Origin of the sequence: Bradyrhizobium sp. AZCC 1678, from assembly GCF_036924765.1 — a bacterium.
GTDB classification, from domain to species: domain Bacteria; phylum Pseudomonadota; class Alphaproteobacteria; order Rhizobiales; family Xanthobacteraceae; genus Bradyrhizobium; species Bradyrhizobium algeriense.
This window is the reverse complement of record NZ_JAZHSE010000001.1, coordinates 7,406,361-7,422,355: the sequence shown is the minus strand read 5'-3', so window position 1 is coordinate 7,422,355 and position 15,995 is coordinate 7,406,361. Positions and strand designations below refer to the sequence as shown.

The 15,995-nt window shown below is 65.2% G+C and carries 15 protein-coding genes and 2 pseudogenes; 11 read left to right on the top strand and 6 right to left on the bottom strand.

The window, feature by feature from the left end; translation table 11 throughout:
* Positions 1-303, top strand: a complete 303-nt coding sequence (locus tag V1294_RS35390; RefSeq protein WP_334503804.1) for a winged helix-turn-helix domain-containing protein — start codon at positions 1-3, stop codon at positions 301-303.
* 108 nt (positions 304-411) lie between these two features.
* Positions 412-1,695 carry a phosphoribosylamine--glycine ligase gene (gene purD, locus V1294_RS35385; RefSeq protein ID WP_334503801.1) on the top strand — a complete coding sequence of 428 codons (1,284 nt, stop codon included), beginning with the start codon at positions 412-414 and terminating at the stop codon, positions 1,693-1,695.
* A 103-nt stretch (positions 1,696-1,798) separates the two neighbouring features.
* Here the strand turns inward: purD and V1294_RS35380 are convergent, their stop codons facing one another.
* Positions 1,799-3,031: an acyl-CoA dehydrogenase family protein gene (locus V1294_RS35380; RefSeq protein WP_334503799.1), complete on the bottom strand. Its 1,233-nt coding sequence runs from the start codon at positions 3,029-3,031 to the stop codon at positions 1,799-1,801.
* 126 nt (positions 3,032-3,157) lie between these two features.
* Between V1294_RS35380 and V1294_RS35375 the strand changes: the two genes are divergently transcribed.
* Positions 3,158-4,063: an alpha/beta fold hydrolase gene (locus V1294_RS35375; protein ID WP_334503797.1), complete on the top strand. Its 906-nt coding sequence runs from the start codon at positions 3,158-3,160 to the stop codon at positions 4,061-4,063.
* A 138-nt stretch (positions 4,064-4,201) separates the two neighbouring features.
* On the opposite strand, the gene V1294_RS35370 is transcribed toward V1294_RS35375, so the two are convergent.
* A complete protein-coding gene (locus V1294_RS35370; RefSeq protein WP_244608499.1) occupies positions 4,202-4,648 on the bottom strand; it encodes a nucleoside deaminase in 447 nt (148 codons plus the stop codon).
* A 164-nt stretch (positions 4,649-4,812) separates the two neighbouring features.
* On the opposite strand from V1294_RS35370, the gene V1294_RS35365 reads away from it, so the two are divergent.
* From V1294_RS35365 to V1294_RS35355, 3 genes are all read left to right on the top strand, one after another.
* Positions 4,813-6,960 carry a pseudouridine synthase gene (locus tag V1294_RS35365; protein WP_334503796.1) on the top strand — a complete coding sequence of 716 codons (2,148 nt, stop codon included), beginning with the start codon at positions 4,813-4,815 and terminating at the stop codon, positions 6,958-6,960.
* A gap of 7 nt (positions 6,961-6,967) precedes the next feature.
* Positions 6,968-7,522, top strand: a complete 555-nt coding sequence (gene rsmD / locus V1294_RS35360; RefSeq protein ID WP_334503794.1) for a 16S rRNA (guanine(966)-N(2))-methyltransferase RsmD — start codon at positions 6,968-6,970, stop codon at positions 7,520-7,522.
* Between the two features lie 71 nt (positions 7,523-7,593).
* Positions 7,594-8,757, top strand: a complete 1,164-nt coding sequence (locus tag V1294_RS35355) for an IS110 family transposase (RefSeq protein ID WP_334495839.1) — start codon at positions 7,594-7,596, stop codon at positions 8,755-8,757.
* 442 nt (positions 8,758-9,199) lie between these two features.
* On the opposite strand, the gene mutL is transcribed toward V1294_RS35355, so the two are convergent.
* Positions 9,200-11,011: a DNA mismatch repair endonuclease MutL gene (mutL, locus tag V1294_RS35350; protein ID WP_334503792.1), complete on the bottom strand. Its 1,812-nt coding sequence runs from the start codon at positions 11,009-11,011 to the stop codon at positions 9,200-9,202.
* A gap of 303 nt (positions 11,012-11,314) precedes the next feature.
* Here mutL and V1294_RS35345 point away from each other — a divergent pair, with 303 nt between their 5' ends.
* The 4 genes and pseudogenes from V1294_RS35345 (at position 11,315) to V1294_RS35330 (ending at position 12,536) form a co-directional block, all read left to right on the top strand.
* Positions 11,315-11,611: a hypothetical protein gene (locus tag V1294_RS35345; protein WP_334503791.1), complete on the top strand. Its 297-nt coding sequence runs from the start codon at positions 11,315-11,317 to the stop codon at positions 11,609-11,611.
* Positions 11,612-11,801: 190 nt separating this feature from the next.
* Positions 11,802-12,008, top strand: a complete 207-nt coding sequence (locus V1294_RS35340; protein ID WP_334503789.1) for a YgaP family membrane protein — start codon at positions 11,802-11,804, stop codon at positions 12,006-12,008.
* Positions 12,005-12,223: pseudogene (locus V1294_RS35335) on the top strand (RNA polymerase sigma factor); the annotation flags it as partial. The gene V1294_RS35340 and the pseudogene V1294_RS35335, both read left to right, overlap by 4 nt.
* A 31-nt stretch (positions 12,224-12,254) precedes the next feature.
* The gene (locus V1294_RS35330) at positions 12,255-12,536 is read left to right on the top strand and encodes a sigma factor-like helix-turn-helix DNA-binding protein (RefSeq protein ID WP_334503788.1); all 282 of its coding nucleotides are present in this window, start codon (positions 12,255-12,257) and stop codon (positions 12,534-12,536) included.
* Positions 12,537-12,542: 6 nt separating this feature from the next.
* Here the strand turns inward: V1294_RS35330 and arfB are convergent, their stop codons facing one another.
* The 3 genes and pseudogenes from arfB to V1294_RS35315 form a co-directional block, all read right to left on the bottom strand.
* Positions 12,543-12,962 (bottom strand): alternative ribosome rescue aminoacyl-tRNA hydrolase ArfB, encoded by a 420-nt coding sequence (arfB, locus tag V1294_RS35325; RefSeq protein WP_334485240.1) that lies wholly within the window; start codon positions 12,960-12,962, stop codon positions 12,543-12,545.
* A gap of 182 nt (positions 12,963-13,144) precedes the next feature.
* The gene (locus V1294_RS35320) at positions 13,145-14,473 is read right to left on the bottom strand and encodes a M16 family metallopeptidase (RefSeq protein ID WP_334504961.1); all 1,329 of its coding nucleotides are present in this window, start codon (positions 14,471-14,473) and stop codon (positions 13,145-13,147) included.
* A 38-nt stretch (positions 14,474-14,511) separates the two neighbouring features.
* Positions 14,512-15,859: pseudogene (locus tag V1294_RS35315) on the bottom strand (M16 family metallopeptidase).
* Between V1294_RS35315 and V1294_RS35310 the strand changes: the two are divergent.
* Positions 15,807-15,938 carry a hypothetical protein gene (locus V1294_RS35310; RefSeq protein WP_334505017.1) on the top strand — a complete coding sequence of 44 codons (132 nt, stop codon included), beginning with the start codon at positions 15,807-15,809 and terminating at the stop codon, positions 15,936-15,938. The pseudogene V1294_RS35315 and the gene V1294_RS35310 sit on opposite strands and share 53 nt — an antisense overlap.
* The last annotated feature ends 57 nt before the right edge of the window (positions 15,939-15,995 follow it).

The window sequence follows — 15,995 nt, the reverse complement described above, 5'->3', positions numbered from 1 at the left end:
ATGGCCGGGCTCGACGACATCATTCATCAACCGCTGCGGTTGCGAATCATGGCGGCGCTGAATGCGTTGCCATCCGGCGTGGGGCTTGAATTCGCCAGGCTGAAAAAGCTGACGGGTGCGACCGACGGCAATCTCGGCGCCCATATCGACACGCTGTCGAAGGCGGGCTATGTCGCGGTCGAAAAGGCCTTTGTCGGCAAGAAGCCGCAGACCACGGTGACCGCGACCGCCGTCGGCCGCGCCGCCTTCGCCCGCCATGTCGCGACGCTGCAGGAGATCATCGCCGCCGCGGGAGGCAAATAGCGCCGAAACACCTCTGCACAACGGCTATTCTGCCGTCCGGTCCCCTTGCGGCGAGGGGGCGTTTTGTGCGACCGAAGCCGCATCTCATCCCCGCATCTGGCTCTTGTCATGAACATCCTTCTGCTCGGTTCCGGCGGCCGCGAACACGCTCTCGCATGGAAGATCGCCGCTTCCCCGCTGCTGACCAAGCTGTGGTGCGCGCCGGGCAATGCCGGGATCGCGCGGGAAGCCGAGTGCGTGGCGCTGGATATCGCGGACCATCCGGCGGTGATCGATTTCTGCAAGCGAAACGCGGTCGATCTGGTCGTGGTCGGCCCGGAGACGCCACTGGCGGCCGGCATCGTCGACGATCTCGGGCAAGCCGGTATCAAGGCGTTCGGACCGGGCAAGCACGCGGCGCAGCTCGAAGGATCCAAGGGCTTCACCAAGGCGCTCTGCACCGAATTCAACATTCCGACCGGCGCTTACGGCCGCTTCACAACGGCTGGCGATGCGCTGGCTTACGTGCGCGTGCAGGGCGCGCCGATCGTGGTCAAGGCGGATGGCCTGGCCGCCGGCAAGGGCGTTGTCGTCGCCAAAACGCTTGATGAAGCCGAGGCGGCCATCGCCATGATGTTCGACGGCGTGTTCGGCGCGGCCGGCACCGAAGTCGTGATCGAGGAATTTCTCGCGGGCCGCGAGATCAGCTTCTTCGCGCTGTGCGACGGCGAGACCGCGATTGCGCTGGCATCCGCCCAGGACCACAAGCGCGTGTTCGATCACGACGAGGGACCGAACACCGGCGGCATGGGCGCCTATTCGCCGACACCGTTCGTGACGCCGGAAATTCACGACCAGATCATGGCGCGGATCATCCTGCCGACCGTGGCCGGCATGAAGCAGCGCGGCACGCCGTTTCGCGGCGTGCTTTATGCGGGCGTAATGCTGACGGATCAGGGGCCAAAACTGTTCGAATACAACGTCCGCTTCGGCGATCCCGAATGCCAGGTGCTGATGCTGCGGATGATGTCCGACATCGTGCCGGCGTTTCTCGCCTCCTGCGACGGAGAACTGAAGCATTTCGACCTGCGCTGGTATCCGGAGCCTGCGCTGACGGTGGTCATGGCGGCGAACGGCTATCCCGGCGACTACAGGAAGGGCACGCGCATCGAGGGCCTCGATGACGCCGCCGAAATCGAGGGCGTCGAAATCTTCCATGCCGGCACGGTGGTGAAGGATGGCGCCATTCTCGCCAATGGCGGGCGCGTGCTGAACGTGTGTGCGATGGGAAAGACGGTGCTGGAGGCACAACAGCGTGCCTATCAGGCGGTCGACCGCATCAAATGGCCCGACGGCTTCTGCCGCCGCGATATCGCCTGGCAGGCTGTAGAGCAGGAGAGGGCGAAGGGCTAGATCGGTCGCGTAGGGTGGGCAAAGCGAAGCGTGCCCACCATAGCGATCTCAGTCCGCAATGGTGGGCACGGCGCTTCGCGCCTTTGCCTACCCTACGCCGTCGTCAGAGCAAATCCCCGCCCACGGCGCTCGCCGTCGTGCCGTGCTCGCGGAACGCCTTGATGACGTTCTTGCCGATCTTCCACTTGTGCACTTCGTCCGGACCGTCGACCAGCCGCTGCGCGCGCACCTGCGTGTACCATTTGGCGAGCGGTGTATCCTGGCTGAAGCCGAGCGCGCCGTGGAGCTGGATCGCGGTGTCGATCACCTTGTGCACCATGTGCGCATGGAAGATTTTTGCGATCGAGTTTTCCTGCCTGATATCGAGGCCCTTTTCCGCCTTGTAGGCGATGTGCAGCAGCATCAGGCGGCCGATGTAGAGTTGCTCGGCGCAGTCCGCGAGCATGAACTGGACGGCTTGCCGGTCGGCAAGCAACTGGCCGAAGGTCGAGCGCTTGGTGATGTGGGCAACCGCCATATCGAGCGCGCGCTGCGCCTTGGCGACGTTGTGCATGCCATGCCGCAGGCGGCCATAGGCGAGGCGGTGCTGGCCCATGGCAAAACCGTTGCCCTCGCCGCCAACCAGATTGTCGGCCGGCACTTTCAGGTCCCTGATCTCGATTTCGGAGTGGCCGCCGTGAATCACATCGTCATGCGGTCCCTCGATCGCCATGTTGGCGACGTTGCGCTTGATCTTGTAGCCGGGGTTCGGCAGTTCGACGAGGAACGTCGAATACTGCTTGTGCCGTGGCGCGTTCGGATCGGTCATGGCCATGACAAGCGCCATGTCGGCGACGCTGGCCGAGGACGAAAACCACTTCTCGCCGTTGAGGACGTAATTCTCGTTGCCGTCCTTCACCGCGGTGGTCTGCATGCCAGTGGCGTCGGCGCCGGCGGCCTTTTCGGTCATTGAGAAACAGATGCGCTTGTCGCCGTTGAGCAGGGGTTTGAGGAACTTCTCCTTCTGATATTCCGTGCCGTGGGCAAGGATCGTCATCATCGAGGCGTCGTCGGGCCCCTGCGTGTTCATCGACAGCGCGCCGAGCATGCTCTCGCCGAGCTCCATCTGCACCAGCGCATTCGCCAGCGGACCGAGGCCCATGCCGCCATATTCCTTCGGCACCCACGGGCACCACAGGCCGCGCGCGCGAGCCTTGGCCCGGAGCGGGCCGAGCACTTCGGCGAGCGGCTTGGTGTCGAGTTCCTTCTCCGCGGGGATGCACTCGTCATGTACCCATTGGCGGACTTTTTCGCGGATCGCCTTGGCTTCGGCCGGGATTTCGAAATCGATCGACATCTAACGGTTTCCTCGCGTCTTGTTGCTCTTGGTCGGACTTGAAGGATGGCATAAACCTGCGGTCTGCCAGCGGCAACGGCAAACAAAGTTTGAAGCAATAGAAGCAGCCCACGAGGGAGCGCACCCATGCCCGATCTTGCTGATCTGTTTCCCGGATACGCCTCCGAATGGATCAATACCTCGTCGGGCCGCATCTTTGCCCGCGTCGGCGGCAAGGGTCCGCCGCTGTTGCTGCTGCACGGGTTTTCGTCGACGCATGTGATGTGGCATCCGGTGGCGCCGCAGCTTGCAGACCGGTTCACGCTGATCATCGCCGACCTGCCGGGCTATGGCTGGTCGGATATGCCGCGCAGCGACGAGTACCACACGCCCTACACCAAGCGCGCGATGGCGAAAGCGATGGTGGAGGCGATGGAGCAACTCGGCCATGTGCATTTCGCGCTTGCCGGTCACGACCGCGGCGGGCGCGTGTCGTACCGGTTGGCGCTCGATCATCCCGGCCGGTTGTCGAAGCTCGCCGTGCTCGATATCGCGCCGACCTATGATTACTGGGAGAAATTGAACCGGCTCTCCGCGCTGAAGATCTACCACTGGGCGTTCCTGGCGCAGCCTTATCCGCTGCCGGAGACGCTGATCTCGGGTCATGGAGAGTTTTTCCTCAAGGAGAAGATGGCGAGCCAGACAAAATCGAAGACGCTCGACGCCATCGATCCGCGCGCGCTGGAGCATTACCTCGCGCCGTTCCGCGATCCCTCTCGTATTCACGCGATGTGCGAAGACTACCGCGCGGGCGCCTATGCGGATTACGAGATCGACAAGGCCGATTTCGATGCCGGCAAGAAGATCATGGTTCCGATGCTGGCGCTGTGGGGCGATGCCGGGGTTGCGAGTGCCGCAACGACGCCGCTCGATACGTGGAAGAAATGGGCGACCAATGTGAGCGGCGCGCCAGTGGACTCCGGGCACTTCCTGACGGAGGAGAATCCGGACGTGACGGCGAAGTTGTTGCGGGAGTTCTTTCTGGCGGCGTGAGTTGACACGGACCTCTCCACGTCATTGCCTGCGACAAACGCGAAGCGTTTGCGCAAGGGAGCGGAGCGACGAAGCAATCCATCTATTCCCCGTGTCGAGGCATGGATTGCTTCGCTGCGCTCGCAATGACGGAGTGGCCTACCGCCTCACCTTGAAGAACTCCTTGAGCAGCGTCGCCGCTTCGGTCTCGCCTACCGCCGAATAAACCTCCGGCACGTGGTGGCAAGTCGGTTGCGCAAAGAACCGCACCCCGGAATCCACCGCGCCGCCCTTGGGGTCGGCGGCGCCGTAATAGAGCCGGCGGATCCGGGCAAACGAGATCGCGCCCGCGCACATGGTGCAGGGCTCCAGGGTAACGTAGAGGTCGCAATCGACCAGCCGCTCGGTGCCGATGGCCTCGGCGGCCTGCCGGATCGCCAGAATTTCGGCATGCGCGGTCGGGTCGCGGTCGGTCAGCGTCCGGTTGCCGGCGGTGGCGATGACCTCGTAACCCCTGACAATCACGCATCCGATCGGAACTTCGCCGGCTTTTCCGGCGTTTTCAGCCGTTTTCAGCGCCAAATCCATGAAAGAAGGGGCAGTCATGCCTCGTATCATCGGAAGAAACCTGCTACTAGCTGCGCCTTCAGCAAACGTGGATGCCGGTTTTGCGTGAGAATGCGCCTTGAGCGAAGCGCGCGCGCGTTTCCGCTTTGACAGCCCATCCGCATCCGCCTGATAGCCATTTTACCTGTACCGAGAGACCATTCATGCCCCGCGATAGCGACAAAAACAACGATTCCCGCGGCCGGCGTGACCGGCCGTCCGGCGGCAAAGGCCGCTCCGGGGCGGCGAGGGGGCCTGAAAAGAAGTTCGCCAAGCGCGGGTTTGCTGGGAAGGACGACGGCGAGCGGCGTCCCTACGCCGGAAAGTCCGACGGTGCGAGGTCGTTTGGCAAGAAGCCTTATGCCGGCGGCGGAAAACCTTACGCCGGCAAGCGGGACGGCGATGATCGTCCGCCGCGCCGGGATTTTGGCGACGCGCCGCGTCCGCGCGGCGACAGGCCATTTGCTGGCCGTCCGTCACGCAGTGACGATGGTGAAAAGCGCTCGTTCAAGCCGCGTGAAGATCGTGGCGGTGGCGAGAAGCGTTCGTTCAAGCCGCGCGGCGACCGGCCGAACTTTAATCGGGACGACCGCCCCCCGCGCTGGGATCGCAAGAGCGACCCTAGGGATCGCGATGATGCGCGTCCGGCTGGACGTTTCTCCGATCGGAAATTTGGCGACAAGAAGCCCTATACCCCGCGAGAAGGCGGCGGCGAGAAGCGGCCCTATACGCCGCGTGGCGAGGGTTTTCGTAAAGACAGCGACCGTCCGCGTGGCGATCGGCCCTTCAGTGCCCGGCCGTCGCGCGATGGCGATCGCCCCCGTGGCGATCGGCCTGAGAGAAAATTTGGCGGCGACAAGAAGTTTTCGCGCGGTGCGCCCGATCGCGGCCCGCGCAAGAATTTCGGCGCCGACCGCGGCGACGCAAAACCGTGGCAGAAGCGTGAGGATCGCGGCGATCGTGACTCCCGTCCGTCGCGCGAAGGAGCGCGGAGTTTTGACAAGCCGCGCTTCGACCGGTCCCGCGACGACCGCGGCGGCGATGAGCGTCCGCGGTTTTCGCGTGCGCGCGAGGATCGCCCGAAATTCGACCGTCCCCGCCGGGATCGCGAGGGCGACCCTGGGAGGCCGGCCGGCCGCACCGACTGGCAGGAGCATCCGCGCAGTGAAGCGGGTGACGATCGGCCGCGTCGCGAGAACGAGGACGACAGCAAGATTTTTGCAAAGCGTCCGGCGTTCGGCGGCCGCGGTGCTTATCGCGAGCGCCAACCTGAATTCGACAAGCGCGCGCCGCAGCCGCCGCGCGTCAAGAAATCCGGCGAACGCATCGCCAAGGTGGTTTCCCGCGCTGGCCTCGCCTCGCGCCGCGACGCCGAGGAATGGATCACGCAGGGCCGCGTCACCGTCAACGGCCGCGTCATCAATTCGCCGGCGCTCGACGTCACCGCCAACGACACCATCGCGGTCGACGGCAAGGTGCTGCCGCCGCGCGAGCGCACGCGGCTGTTCATGTATCACAAGCCGCGCGGTCTGATGACCACGCATGCCGACCCCGAGGGACGGCCGACGGTGTTCGACAATCTGCCGGAAGGATTGCCGCGGCTGATCTCGATCGGCCGGCTCGACTTCAACACCGAGGGGCTCTTGCTGCTGACCAATGACGGCGGGCTGGCGCGCGCGCTCGAACTGCCCGACACCGGCTGGCTGCGCCGCTATCGCGTCCGCGCCCATGGCGAGGTCACGCAGGCGCAGCTCGACGAACTGAAGAAGGGCGTCGAGGTCGACGGCGTCAAATACGGTTCGATCGATGCGACGCTGGAGCGCGACCAGGGCGCCAATGTCTGGCTGGTGTTTGCGATCCGCGAAGGCAAGAACCGCGAGGTCCGCAACGTCATGGCCCATCTCGGCCTCGAGGTGAACCGCCTGATCCGGGTTTCCTACGGGCCGTTCCAGCTCGGCGAACTCGCCGAGGGCCAGGTCGAGGAGGTCAAGACGCGCGTGCTGCGCGAGCAGCTCGGTGAGAAGATCGCAACGCTCGCCGGCGCCGATTTCAACCGGCCGATGCCGGGCGAAAAATCTGACGAAAAGTCGGACGACGAAGAGGCCGCCGCGCCGCGCGGCAAGAAGCCGTTCAAGCCGGCCGGGAAAAGCGCACTGATCGCCGACCGCAAGGGCCGCCGCGTGCTGGTGCAGCGCACCGGCAGCGAGGAGGCCCGTGCCCGCAACGAGGAAGAGGCCAACGGCTACGGCCCGCCGCGCCGCCCCAAGCGCGGCTATCACGGCAAGCGCGATTTGACGCCGCGGGACGAGTAGCTGGACGATGCGCGTCGTCGGCGGACGATTGAAGGGCCGTAATCTGGCCTCGCCATCCTCGCAGGCGATCCGCCCGACGGCGGATCGTTTACGCGAGTCCGTGTTCAACATCCTGATCCACGCCTACGATGATCCGATCGAAGGCGCGCGCGTGCTCGACCTGTTTGCCGGCACCGGCGCGCTCGGCATCGAGGCGGTGTCGCGTGGCGCGGCGTTCACGCTGTTCGTCGACAACGGCGCCGAAGCGCGTGCGCTGTTGCGCAACAATGTCGAGGCGCTGGGTTTGGGCGGCGTGACAAAAGTCTATCGCCGCGATGCCACCAATCTCGGTCCGGCGCATCCGATGGAGCCGTTCTCGCTGGCCTTTCTCGATCCGCCCTACGGCAAGGGACTCGCGGACAAGGCACTCGTCTCGCTGCGCGATGGCGGCTGGCTCGCTCGGAGTGCGCTGCTGGTGGTGGAGGAGGCGAAGGCCGCGGCGTTCGCCGCGCCCGATGGTTTCGAGGAACTGGAGCGGCGCGCGTACGACGATACGGAGTTCGTGTTTTTGCGAAGTCTGTAGATTCCATGGGGCGGTGAGCGTGGCCTTTCCGGTAGGTTTGGGTTTCCACACTCGAACCATCGGAGAGTCAGATGCAAGCATCGACCGTAGACACGCCCACCGTCGACCATTGTGGCACAATTTTCGTTGCAATCGAACTGAGTCAGAAGAGCTGGCTGGTGACGCTGCACAGCCCGGACAAAGGCAAGATGTCCCGCCATAAGTTGGAGGGAGGAGATCATGCCGAGTTGCTGGCACTGATCGGTCGGGAGCGCGACCGGGCGGCTCGGGCGCTGGGAGCCATTCCGGCGGTGGTGAGCTGCTACGAGGCCGGCTACGACGGGTTCTGGCTGCACCGGCTTCTGATGGCGGCCGGGATCACGAACTACGTGTTTGACCCTGCGAGCATTGCGGTGGATCAGCGGGCGCGTCGGGTGAAGACCGACCGGATCGACGGCGAGAAGATGCTGCGGACGCTGATGGCGTATCTGCGCGGTGAGCCGCAGGTGGTACGGATCGTGCGGGTACCTGCGCCGGAGCAAGAGGACGCCCGCCGCGCCAGCCGCGAACGCGGCCGGCTGATCAAGGAACAGACCGCGCACACCAGCCGGATCAAGGCGCTGCTGCGGCTGTTGGGCATGGCGGTCGGGAACCCGCGCCGGCGCGACTGGCTGAACTGGCTGGCGACGCAGCGGGATTGGCAGGGCCAGGCGGTGCCGCCACGGATGCTGGCGGAGATCAAGTACGAGCACGCGCGGCTGATGCTGGTACGCGAACAGCTCGAGCGGCTCGCACAGGCACAGGCTCAAGCGGATCCGGCACCTGCGGCGGCGCAGATGGCGGAGCGCAGCGAACTGTTGCTCCGGCTCAAATGCCTCGGCCCGGCGTTCGCGACGACGCTGGCCAGCGAGGTGTTCTACAAGGACTTCCGCAACCGGCGTGAGGTCGCGAGCTATTTCGGGCTGACGCCCAGTCCGTGGCAGAGCGGCGGGATCGACCGCGACCAGGGCATCAGCAAGGCGGGCAACCCGCGCGCCCGCTGCGCCGCGATCGAACTTTCCTGGCTGTGGCTGCGGCATCAGCCGGAGAGTGCGCTCACCCGATGGTTCCGCAGCCGCACCCACAACAACGCCAGCAAGCGCAACAAGCGCATCGCCATCGTGGCCTTGGCGCGCAAGCTGATGGTGGCGCTCTGGCGCTATCTCACAACCGGCCTGGTCCCCGAAGGAGCCCTGCTCAAGGCCACAAAGCCGTAACCGTTTCAAGCAACGCGTCAGCGTCGCGGCACCAGCCGCGGTCAGCGCGGAATGGATGATGACCGTGCCACCCTTGGGCCAAATCAACAGGCCGCTTCGTAGATGGGTCTCATCCTGGTGGCTTCCTCGCCGCAAGCATGCGGAATGTGGGTACCGGGCTGTAACCGCCCGACCGGATATGAGGTGATGCAGTGAGCTGCTGCATAAATCGCCGGAAGCCAGTTCCTGAGCGCACCGACCGCGGCGGCACGCTGCGCTACGCATGGCTCCGCGCGCCGCCGCTCCGCCGAATGCAAAAAATCACATCCAAGCCCCGGTTGGGATGCTTGACTCAAAAGGCCTCATATGAGGGTGGGCAAAGCGAAGCGTGCCCACCATCTCGTGGCGCGGTCGGCGATAGATGGTGGGCACGTCGCTTCGCTCCTTTGCCCACCCTACGAATTCACCTTCGCCCGAACAGCTTCTCGATATCGCTCAACTTCAATTCCACATAGGTCGGCCGGCCGTGGTTGCACTGGCCGGAATTCGGCGTGTCTTCCATCTCGCGCAGCAGCGCGTTCATCTCTTCCGGCTTGAGGCGTCTCCCGGCGCGGACCGAGCTGTGGCAGGCCATGGTGGCGGCGACATGCATCAAACGCCGCTCCAGCGGCAGCGCCTCGTCCCATTCGGCCATGTGCTCGGCGAGATCGCGCAGCAATCCGGCGGCATTGGCCTTGCCGAGCAATGACGGCGTTTCGCGCACCGCCACCGCGCCGGGGCCGAAGGAATCGATCGCCAATCCAAACGTCGCCAGCTCCACGGCGCGATCGAGTAATTTCTCGACCGTGGCCTCGTCCAGCTCGACGATTTCGGGGATCAGCAGTATCTGCCGCTGCACGCCATTCCTCGCCAGCGACGCCTTCAGCTTCTCATAGACGATGCGCTCATGCGCGGCGTGCTGGTCCACCACGACCAGGCCGTCGCGGGTCTGCGACACGATATAGGTCTCGTGGATCTGCGTCCGCGCCGCGCCCAGCGGGCGGTCGAGCAGGTCGGCAGAGGGCTGCGCCTCGAAGCGCACGTCGGCGGTCGGCGCGCCGACATCGAAGGCGGCCTGGCCCGCTTCGGCGAGCGCAGATGCGACCGAGCCTCCGAATGAAGGCGCGGGGTTCACCGGATACGCCGGCGAACTGCGCCAGTCCCAATTGCTCGGGCGCGGCGCAAACGACGGCCGGAACGCCGACAGCGCCGCGCCGTCAGTATTGGCAGCGGTGCGCCGGCCCTCGCGGGCGAGGCCGTCTTTCAGTGCGTGCACGATCAGCGCGCGGACGAGGCCGGCGTTGCGAAACCGCACCTCGGTCTTGGCCGGATGCACATTGGCGTCGACCTCCTGCGGCGCCAGCGTCACGAACAGCGCGACCACGGGATGACGGTCGCGCGGCAGGTAATCCGAATAGGCCGCGCGCACGGCGCCGAGAATGAGCTTGTCGCGGACCGGGCGGCCGTTGACGAACAGATATTGTCCGAGCGCGTTGGCGCGGGTCAGCGAGGGGGCTGCGGCAAAGCCCTCGACCACGACGCCTTCACGCTCGGCGCGCACTTCGATGGCGCTCGAACGGAATTCGCTTCCCAGGATATCGCCGAGCCGGGTCAGCCGGCCCGCCGCGCCGGGCAGCGCTGCGGCCCAGGTCACCGGCGCGCGTTCCTCGCCGGCCAATGTGAAGGCGATGTCGGGCCGCGCCATCGCCAGCCGCCGCACCACTTCGCGGATCGCTTCGGCCTCGGTGCGATCGGTTTTGAGGAATTTCAGCCGCGCCGGCGTCGCGTAAAAGAGATCGCTGACCTCGACGCGGGTGCCTTGCGACAGCGCGGCCGGCATGATCGCAGATTTCACGCCGCCTTCGACCGACAGCGACCAGGCGTGCGGCTCGCTGGCATGGCGCGTCGTGATGCCGAGCTTCGCGACCGCGCCGATCGAGGGCAGCGCCTCGCCGCGAAACCCCAGTGTGCGAATGCGTAAGAGATCCTCGTCGTCCAGCTTGGAGGTGGCGTGGCGGTCGACGGCGAGCGCAAGGTCGCCATGGGTCATGCCGCTGCCGTCATCGGTGATGCCGATCCGCCGCCGGCCGCCGCCATCGGTGAAAATGTCGACGCGGCTGGCGCCGGCATCGATGGCGTTTTCGACCAGTTCCTTCACCACGCTCGCAGGACGTTCGACCACCTCGCCGGCGGCGATGCGGTTGACGACCTGTTCGGGGAGTTGGCGGACGGGCATGCGTTCTCGGATCGATTCGAGTCTGGATGACGATTTTACGCGGCTACCGAGTCAAATGCATGTGTTCAAAATATTTTTACGGAACTTTCCGGACGCTGCGGAGGCGCCGAATATGCGGTCTGCATGTGGCCAAAGATTCGCAAAATGACCCCGAAATCCCTGCACGATCACCACATCGCGCGGCTTGCATGGCGGGTGCGCCGTTCGTGGATAACGACTGATCCGGCGATGAGCATGTTCGGGTTGTGAACGGCGCCTGAAAAAGCCGAACTGTTCATCGTCAACCAAACCTTGGAGAAATGGATGAAGCTAGTGAAAACCTCGGCTATCGCGGTTGCAATCTCGGCTCTGCTTGCCGGTCCGGTACTGGCGCAAGGCGCCTCATCCGACACCCAGATCCGCGGCGGTGCAAAGGGCACGACCCAGATGCAGGGCGGCCCGTCGGGCAGCATGGACGAGGACGCTGATGCGCCGGCAGCCGGCCAGAAGGCCGGCGCGAAGCCCGGCTCGAAGGGGACCGTCGGAGCCGGTAGCGGCGCGCCGCATGCAGCGCCCAAGGCCACGGGCGGAGCGGCTACCCCGCCAGCGAGCAGCCGATAAGTGCCAGGAGAACACCCGTCTCCTCCGCCGGGTTGCTCTCCAAACAGAACTCCGGCCGCGCCAGGCGGCCGGAGTTTTTTGTGCATTTTTTTGTGCCTTGGCCCGAAGTCCGCGAACCGAAAGCCTGGCTGAACGGCTCTATTGGGGGAGAACTGAGTGAGGTTCTCTCCCTGAATCAAAGGGAGCTGTTATGTTTTATCGCAAGAATTTGCCGGGCTGGGAACGGGCGATGCGGACGATCGGGGGCGTTGCGATGATCGCCTACGGGCTGTTCGGGATGCCGGGCACGATGGCCGGTTATCTGATCGCGGGCACTGGCGCGATCGCGATCGCAACCGGGTTTTTGGGCTTTTGTCCGATGTGCGCCATGGTCGGCCGGAGGCTGCCTTCGCCATGACCGCGCTGGCCGGGGCAGGGCGCTGCGATCCCTCGCTGATCGAGGCCGCGCGCGGCGGCGACACTGAGGCGCTGGTCTCGCTGATCGCGATAGCCCAGCCCGACATCCGCCGCTATGCCGCGCGCAATTGCCGCGCGGCCGATATCGACGACGCGGTTCAGGAAACGCTGTTGCTGCTGTACCGGCGCCTCGGCACGCTGCGTGCGGTGACGTCGTTTTCGGCGTGGCTGTTTGCGGTGGCGCGCCGTGCGTGCCTTCGCCTGCTGCGCCGATCGGCAGGAATGGCGGACGCTTCGGCCGACGATGCGGAAATGCGCCTGGCGCATCTTAGGCCCGAAGACATTCGCATCGACCTTTCCCGCCATCCAGTCGCTGCCCGATCACTACCGCGAGCTGATCCTGCTGCGCGATATCGAGGAATTGTCGATCGACGAGATCGCGGGCGTTCTTGGGCTGACGCGCGAGAGCGTCAAGGCGCGCATTCACCGCGCGCGGTTGATGATCCGGGAATATTTGATCCGCGACTGAGGGACCTCAATCGTCGAAGCGCGCGGTATTGCGCTTCGCCTTGATGTCGCTGCGGCGCTTCTTGCCTTCGAGCCTTCGCTGCTTCGAGCCGAAAGTCGGCTTGGTGGCGCGCCGCGGTATCGGCCTTACCATGGCTTCGCGCAGCATTTCGAGCAGGCGGTCGATGGCGTCGGCGCGGTTGCGTTCCTGGGTGCGGAAGCGCTGGGCGTGGATCACGATCACGCCCTCCTTGGTCATGCGCTGGCCGGCAATCCGGTTCAGCCGCAAGGCGGCATCCTCCGGCAGCGTGACCCTGCGCGTATCGAAGCGGAGCTGGGCCGCCGTGGCCAGCTTGTTGACGTTCTGCCCGCCCGGGCCGGAGGCGCGGACGAAGCCGATCTCGATGTCGTTTTCGTCGATCGTGAGGTCGCGGGAAACCCGCAGCATGGCGTTCACCGGTCGTCGTCATGCCGGGCAAAAGCGCGAAGCGCGTCTTCGCGCCAGACGTCCCGGGCATCCACGTCTTATCAGCGTATAGAAAACGTGGATGGCCGGGAGCGTAGACAAGTTTACGTAGTCTGCACAAGGCAGACTACTGTGCCCGGCCATGACGGAGAATACGGTGCGCCTCAGTTCGCCTTCGGCGGCGCCACGACGGACTGGGCGGCGGCCTGCGGGGCGCGGCCGACGATGACGGTGAGCAGGCCCTGGCCCCACAGCTTCTGCGCGGCCTTCTTGGCGTCGTCGAGCGTCACGGCGTCGACCAGCGCGTTGCGCTTCTCGATGTAGTCGATCGGCAGCTTGTCGAGCTGGTACTGCAGCAGCGCTTGGGCGAGCTTCGAGGACGTATCGAGCGCCAGCATCTGCGAACCCTTGAGGTAGGACTTGGCCTCGTCGAGTTCCTTCTGGGTCGGGCCTTCCTCGGCCATGCGGCGGACTTCCTTCTCGATCGCGTCGACGGTCTCGCCGGCGCGGTCGGCGCGGGTGCCGGTATTGCCGATGAACAGGGCGGAGCGATCCATCCAGAGCAGGGATTGATAGACCGAATAGGCGAGGCCACGCTTTTCGCGCACCTCCCTGTAGAGCCGCGACGACAATCCGCCGCCGCCGAGGATGTGGTTCACCACATAAGCGGCCATGAAATTCGGATCGTGGCGGCGAATGCCGGGGCCGCCGAACGTCACCACGGTCTGCGGCACGTCGAGCGGCACGAACGCGCGCTGCGGCGGCTTGGTGGCCTCGACTTCGGTGATCGCCGTCAGGCTGGCCTTGGCCGGCAGTCCGCCGAATGTCTTGTCCAAGAGCTTGCCGAGCGTGTCGGCATCGACATCGCCGACCACGGCGATGCGCAATGTATCCTTGGCGATGACGCGGCGGACGTAATCCTTCATGTCGGCGACGTCGATCTTCGGCACGCTGTCGAGCGTGCCGTTGCCCTGCCTGCCATAGGGATGATCGCCGAAGGCCGTTTCGAGGAATTTGCGGCTCGCCAGCGAGGTCGGGTTGGTGGTGTCGCGGCGCAGCCCGGAGAGCACCTGTGCACGAATCCGCTCGACGTCGGTGGTGTCGAAATGCGGCGAGGTCAGCGCCAGATGCAGAAGGCCGAAAGCCTCGTCCTTATTGTCCTTGAGCATACGCAACGAGCCACGGAAGTAATCCCGGGTCGAGGAGAAGCTCAGTTCGATGGCGCGGCGCTCGAGGCGCTCGTGAAAGGTTTTGGAATCAAGGTCGCCGGAGCCCTCGTCGAGCAGGCCGGCGACCATGTTGCCGACGCCCGATTTGCCCGATGGATCCTGGGCGGCGCCGCCGCTGAAGGCATATTCCATCGCGATCAGGGGCACGGTGGCGTCCTGCACGAACCACGCCTCGATGCCTCCGGGCGAGACCAACCGCTGGATCTTTGCCGCGGCGTGCGACGGCGTCGCCGCCAGCACCAGCAGCACGGCGCCGGCGATCAGGCCGGATGTGAGGCGCTGCGCGCCAATCGAAAGACGGATCACGAGCGCTTCTCCTCACGTTTCGGCGCGGCATCCTTGATCAGATAGCCGGTCACCGAGCGGTTCTTCTCGAGCCATTTCTGCGCGGCGTCGCGGACTTGTTCGGCGGTAACGGCGCGAATCCGGTCGGGCCAGCTCCTGATATCGTCGATGGAAAGCCCGGTCGTCAGCGCGCCGCCATACCAGCGCGCCAGCGTGGCCTGATTGTCCTGGGCGTAGATCGCCTCCGCAATCAGCTGGGTCTTGACCCGCTCGAGATCCTCGGCGCGGGCGGGGTTCTGGATCACCTCCGCAATCACGCCGTCGATCGCCTGTTCGATCTGCGAAAACTCCACGCCGGGCTTTGGTGAAACCGAGATCGAGAACTGCGAGGGATCCAGCGAGGTGCCCTGATAGCCGGCGCCGGCGCTGATCGCGAGCGGACGGTCGATCACCAGCGCGCGGTAGAGATAGGAGTTGGAGCCGCCGCCCATCAATTGCGCGAGCACGTCGAGCGCGGGGCCTTCGCCGGCCGCAGCCGTTGCGGAGGAGGGGACAAGATAATAGCGCCGCAGGCTGCTCTGCTCGACGCGCGGATCGGACAGCGTCACCGTGCGCGGCGCGGCAGGCACCGGCTCCTGCGGACGGATGCGCTGCGCTGATATCGCCGGCTGCGCCGGGATGCCGCCATAGGCCTTTTCCACCATCGGGCGGACTTCCTTGGCGTCGACGTCGCCTGCGATCACCAGGATCGCGTTGTTCGGCGCGTAGAAGCGCTTGTAGAACGCCAGCGCATCCTCGCGGTCGAGCTTCTCGATCTCCTGGCGCCAGCCGATGACGGGCCGGCCATAGGGATGGTTGAGGTACAGCGCCGCCATGATCTGCTCGGTCAACCGCGCGTCCGGATTGTTGGCGACGCGCATGTTGAACTCTTCCAGCACGACGTCGCGCTCGGGCAGCACGTTCTCATCCTTGAGAATGAGGCCGGTCATGCGGTCGGCCTCGAACTCCATCATTTTCGCCAGTTGCTCGCGCGGCACGCGCTGGAAATAGCCGGTGTAGTCGAGCGAGGTGAAGGCGTTCTCGTTGCCGCCGATCCGCAGCACGGTCTGGGAGAATTCACCGGCGGGATGTTTGGCTGTCCCCTTGAACATCAGATGCTCGAGAAAGTGCGCCAGTCCCGATTTGCCCGGCGTCTCGTCGGCGGAGCCGACCTTGTACCAGATCATCTGCGTGACGACGGGCGTGCGGTGATCCGGGATCACGACCACTTGCAGGCCATTGTCGAGAGTGAAGCTGGCGGGGACGTTCCGACGTGACCGTGGTCTGGGCGAATGCGCTGCCGGCGGAAAATGCGAACGTCGAGATGAAGGCTGCAACGAGAGAGGCGGCAAAACGGTGTGAGGACATCATGACCTATCTGGCGCGCATGCCGCAAAGCTGGTGACCGGTCCTGCGACAGGAATTCGCGCAAACGTTAGAAGTAACCCGACAAAACCGTTCG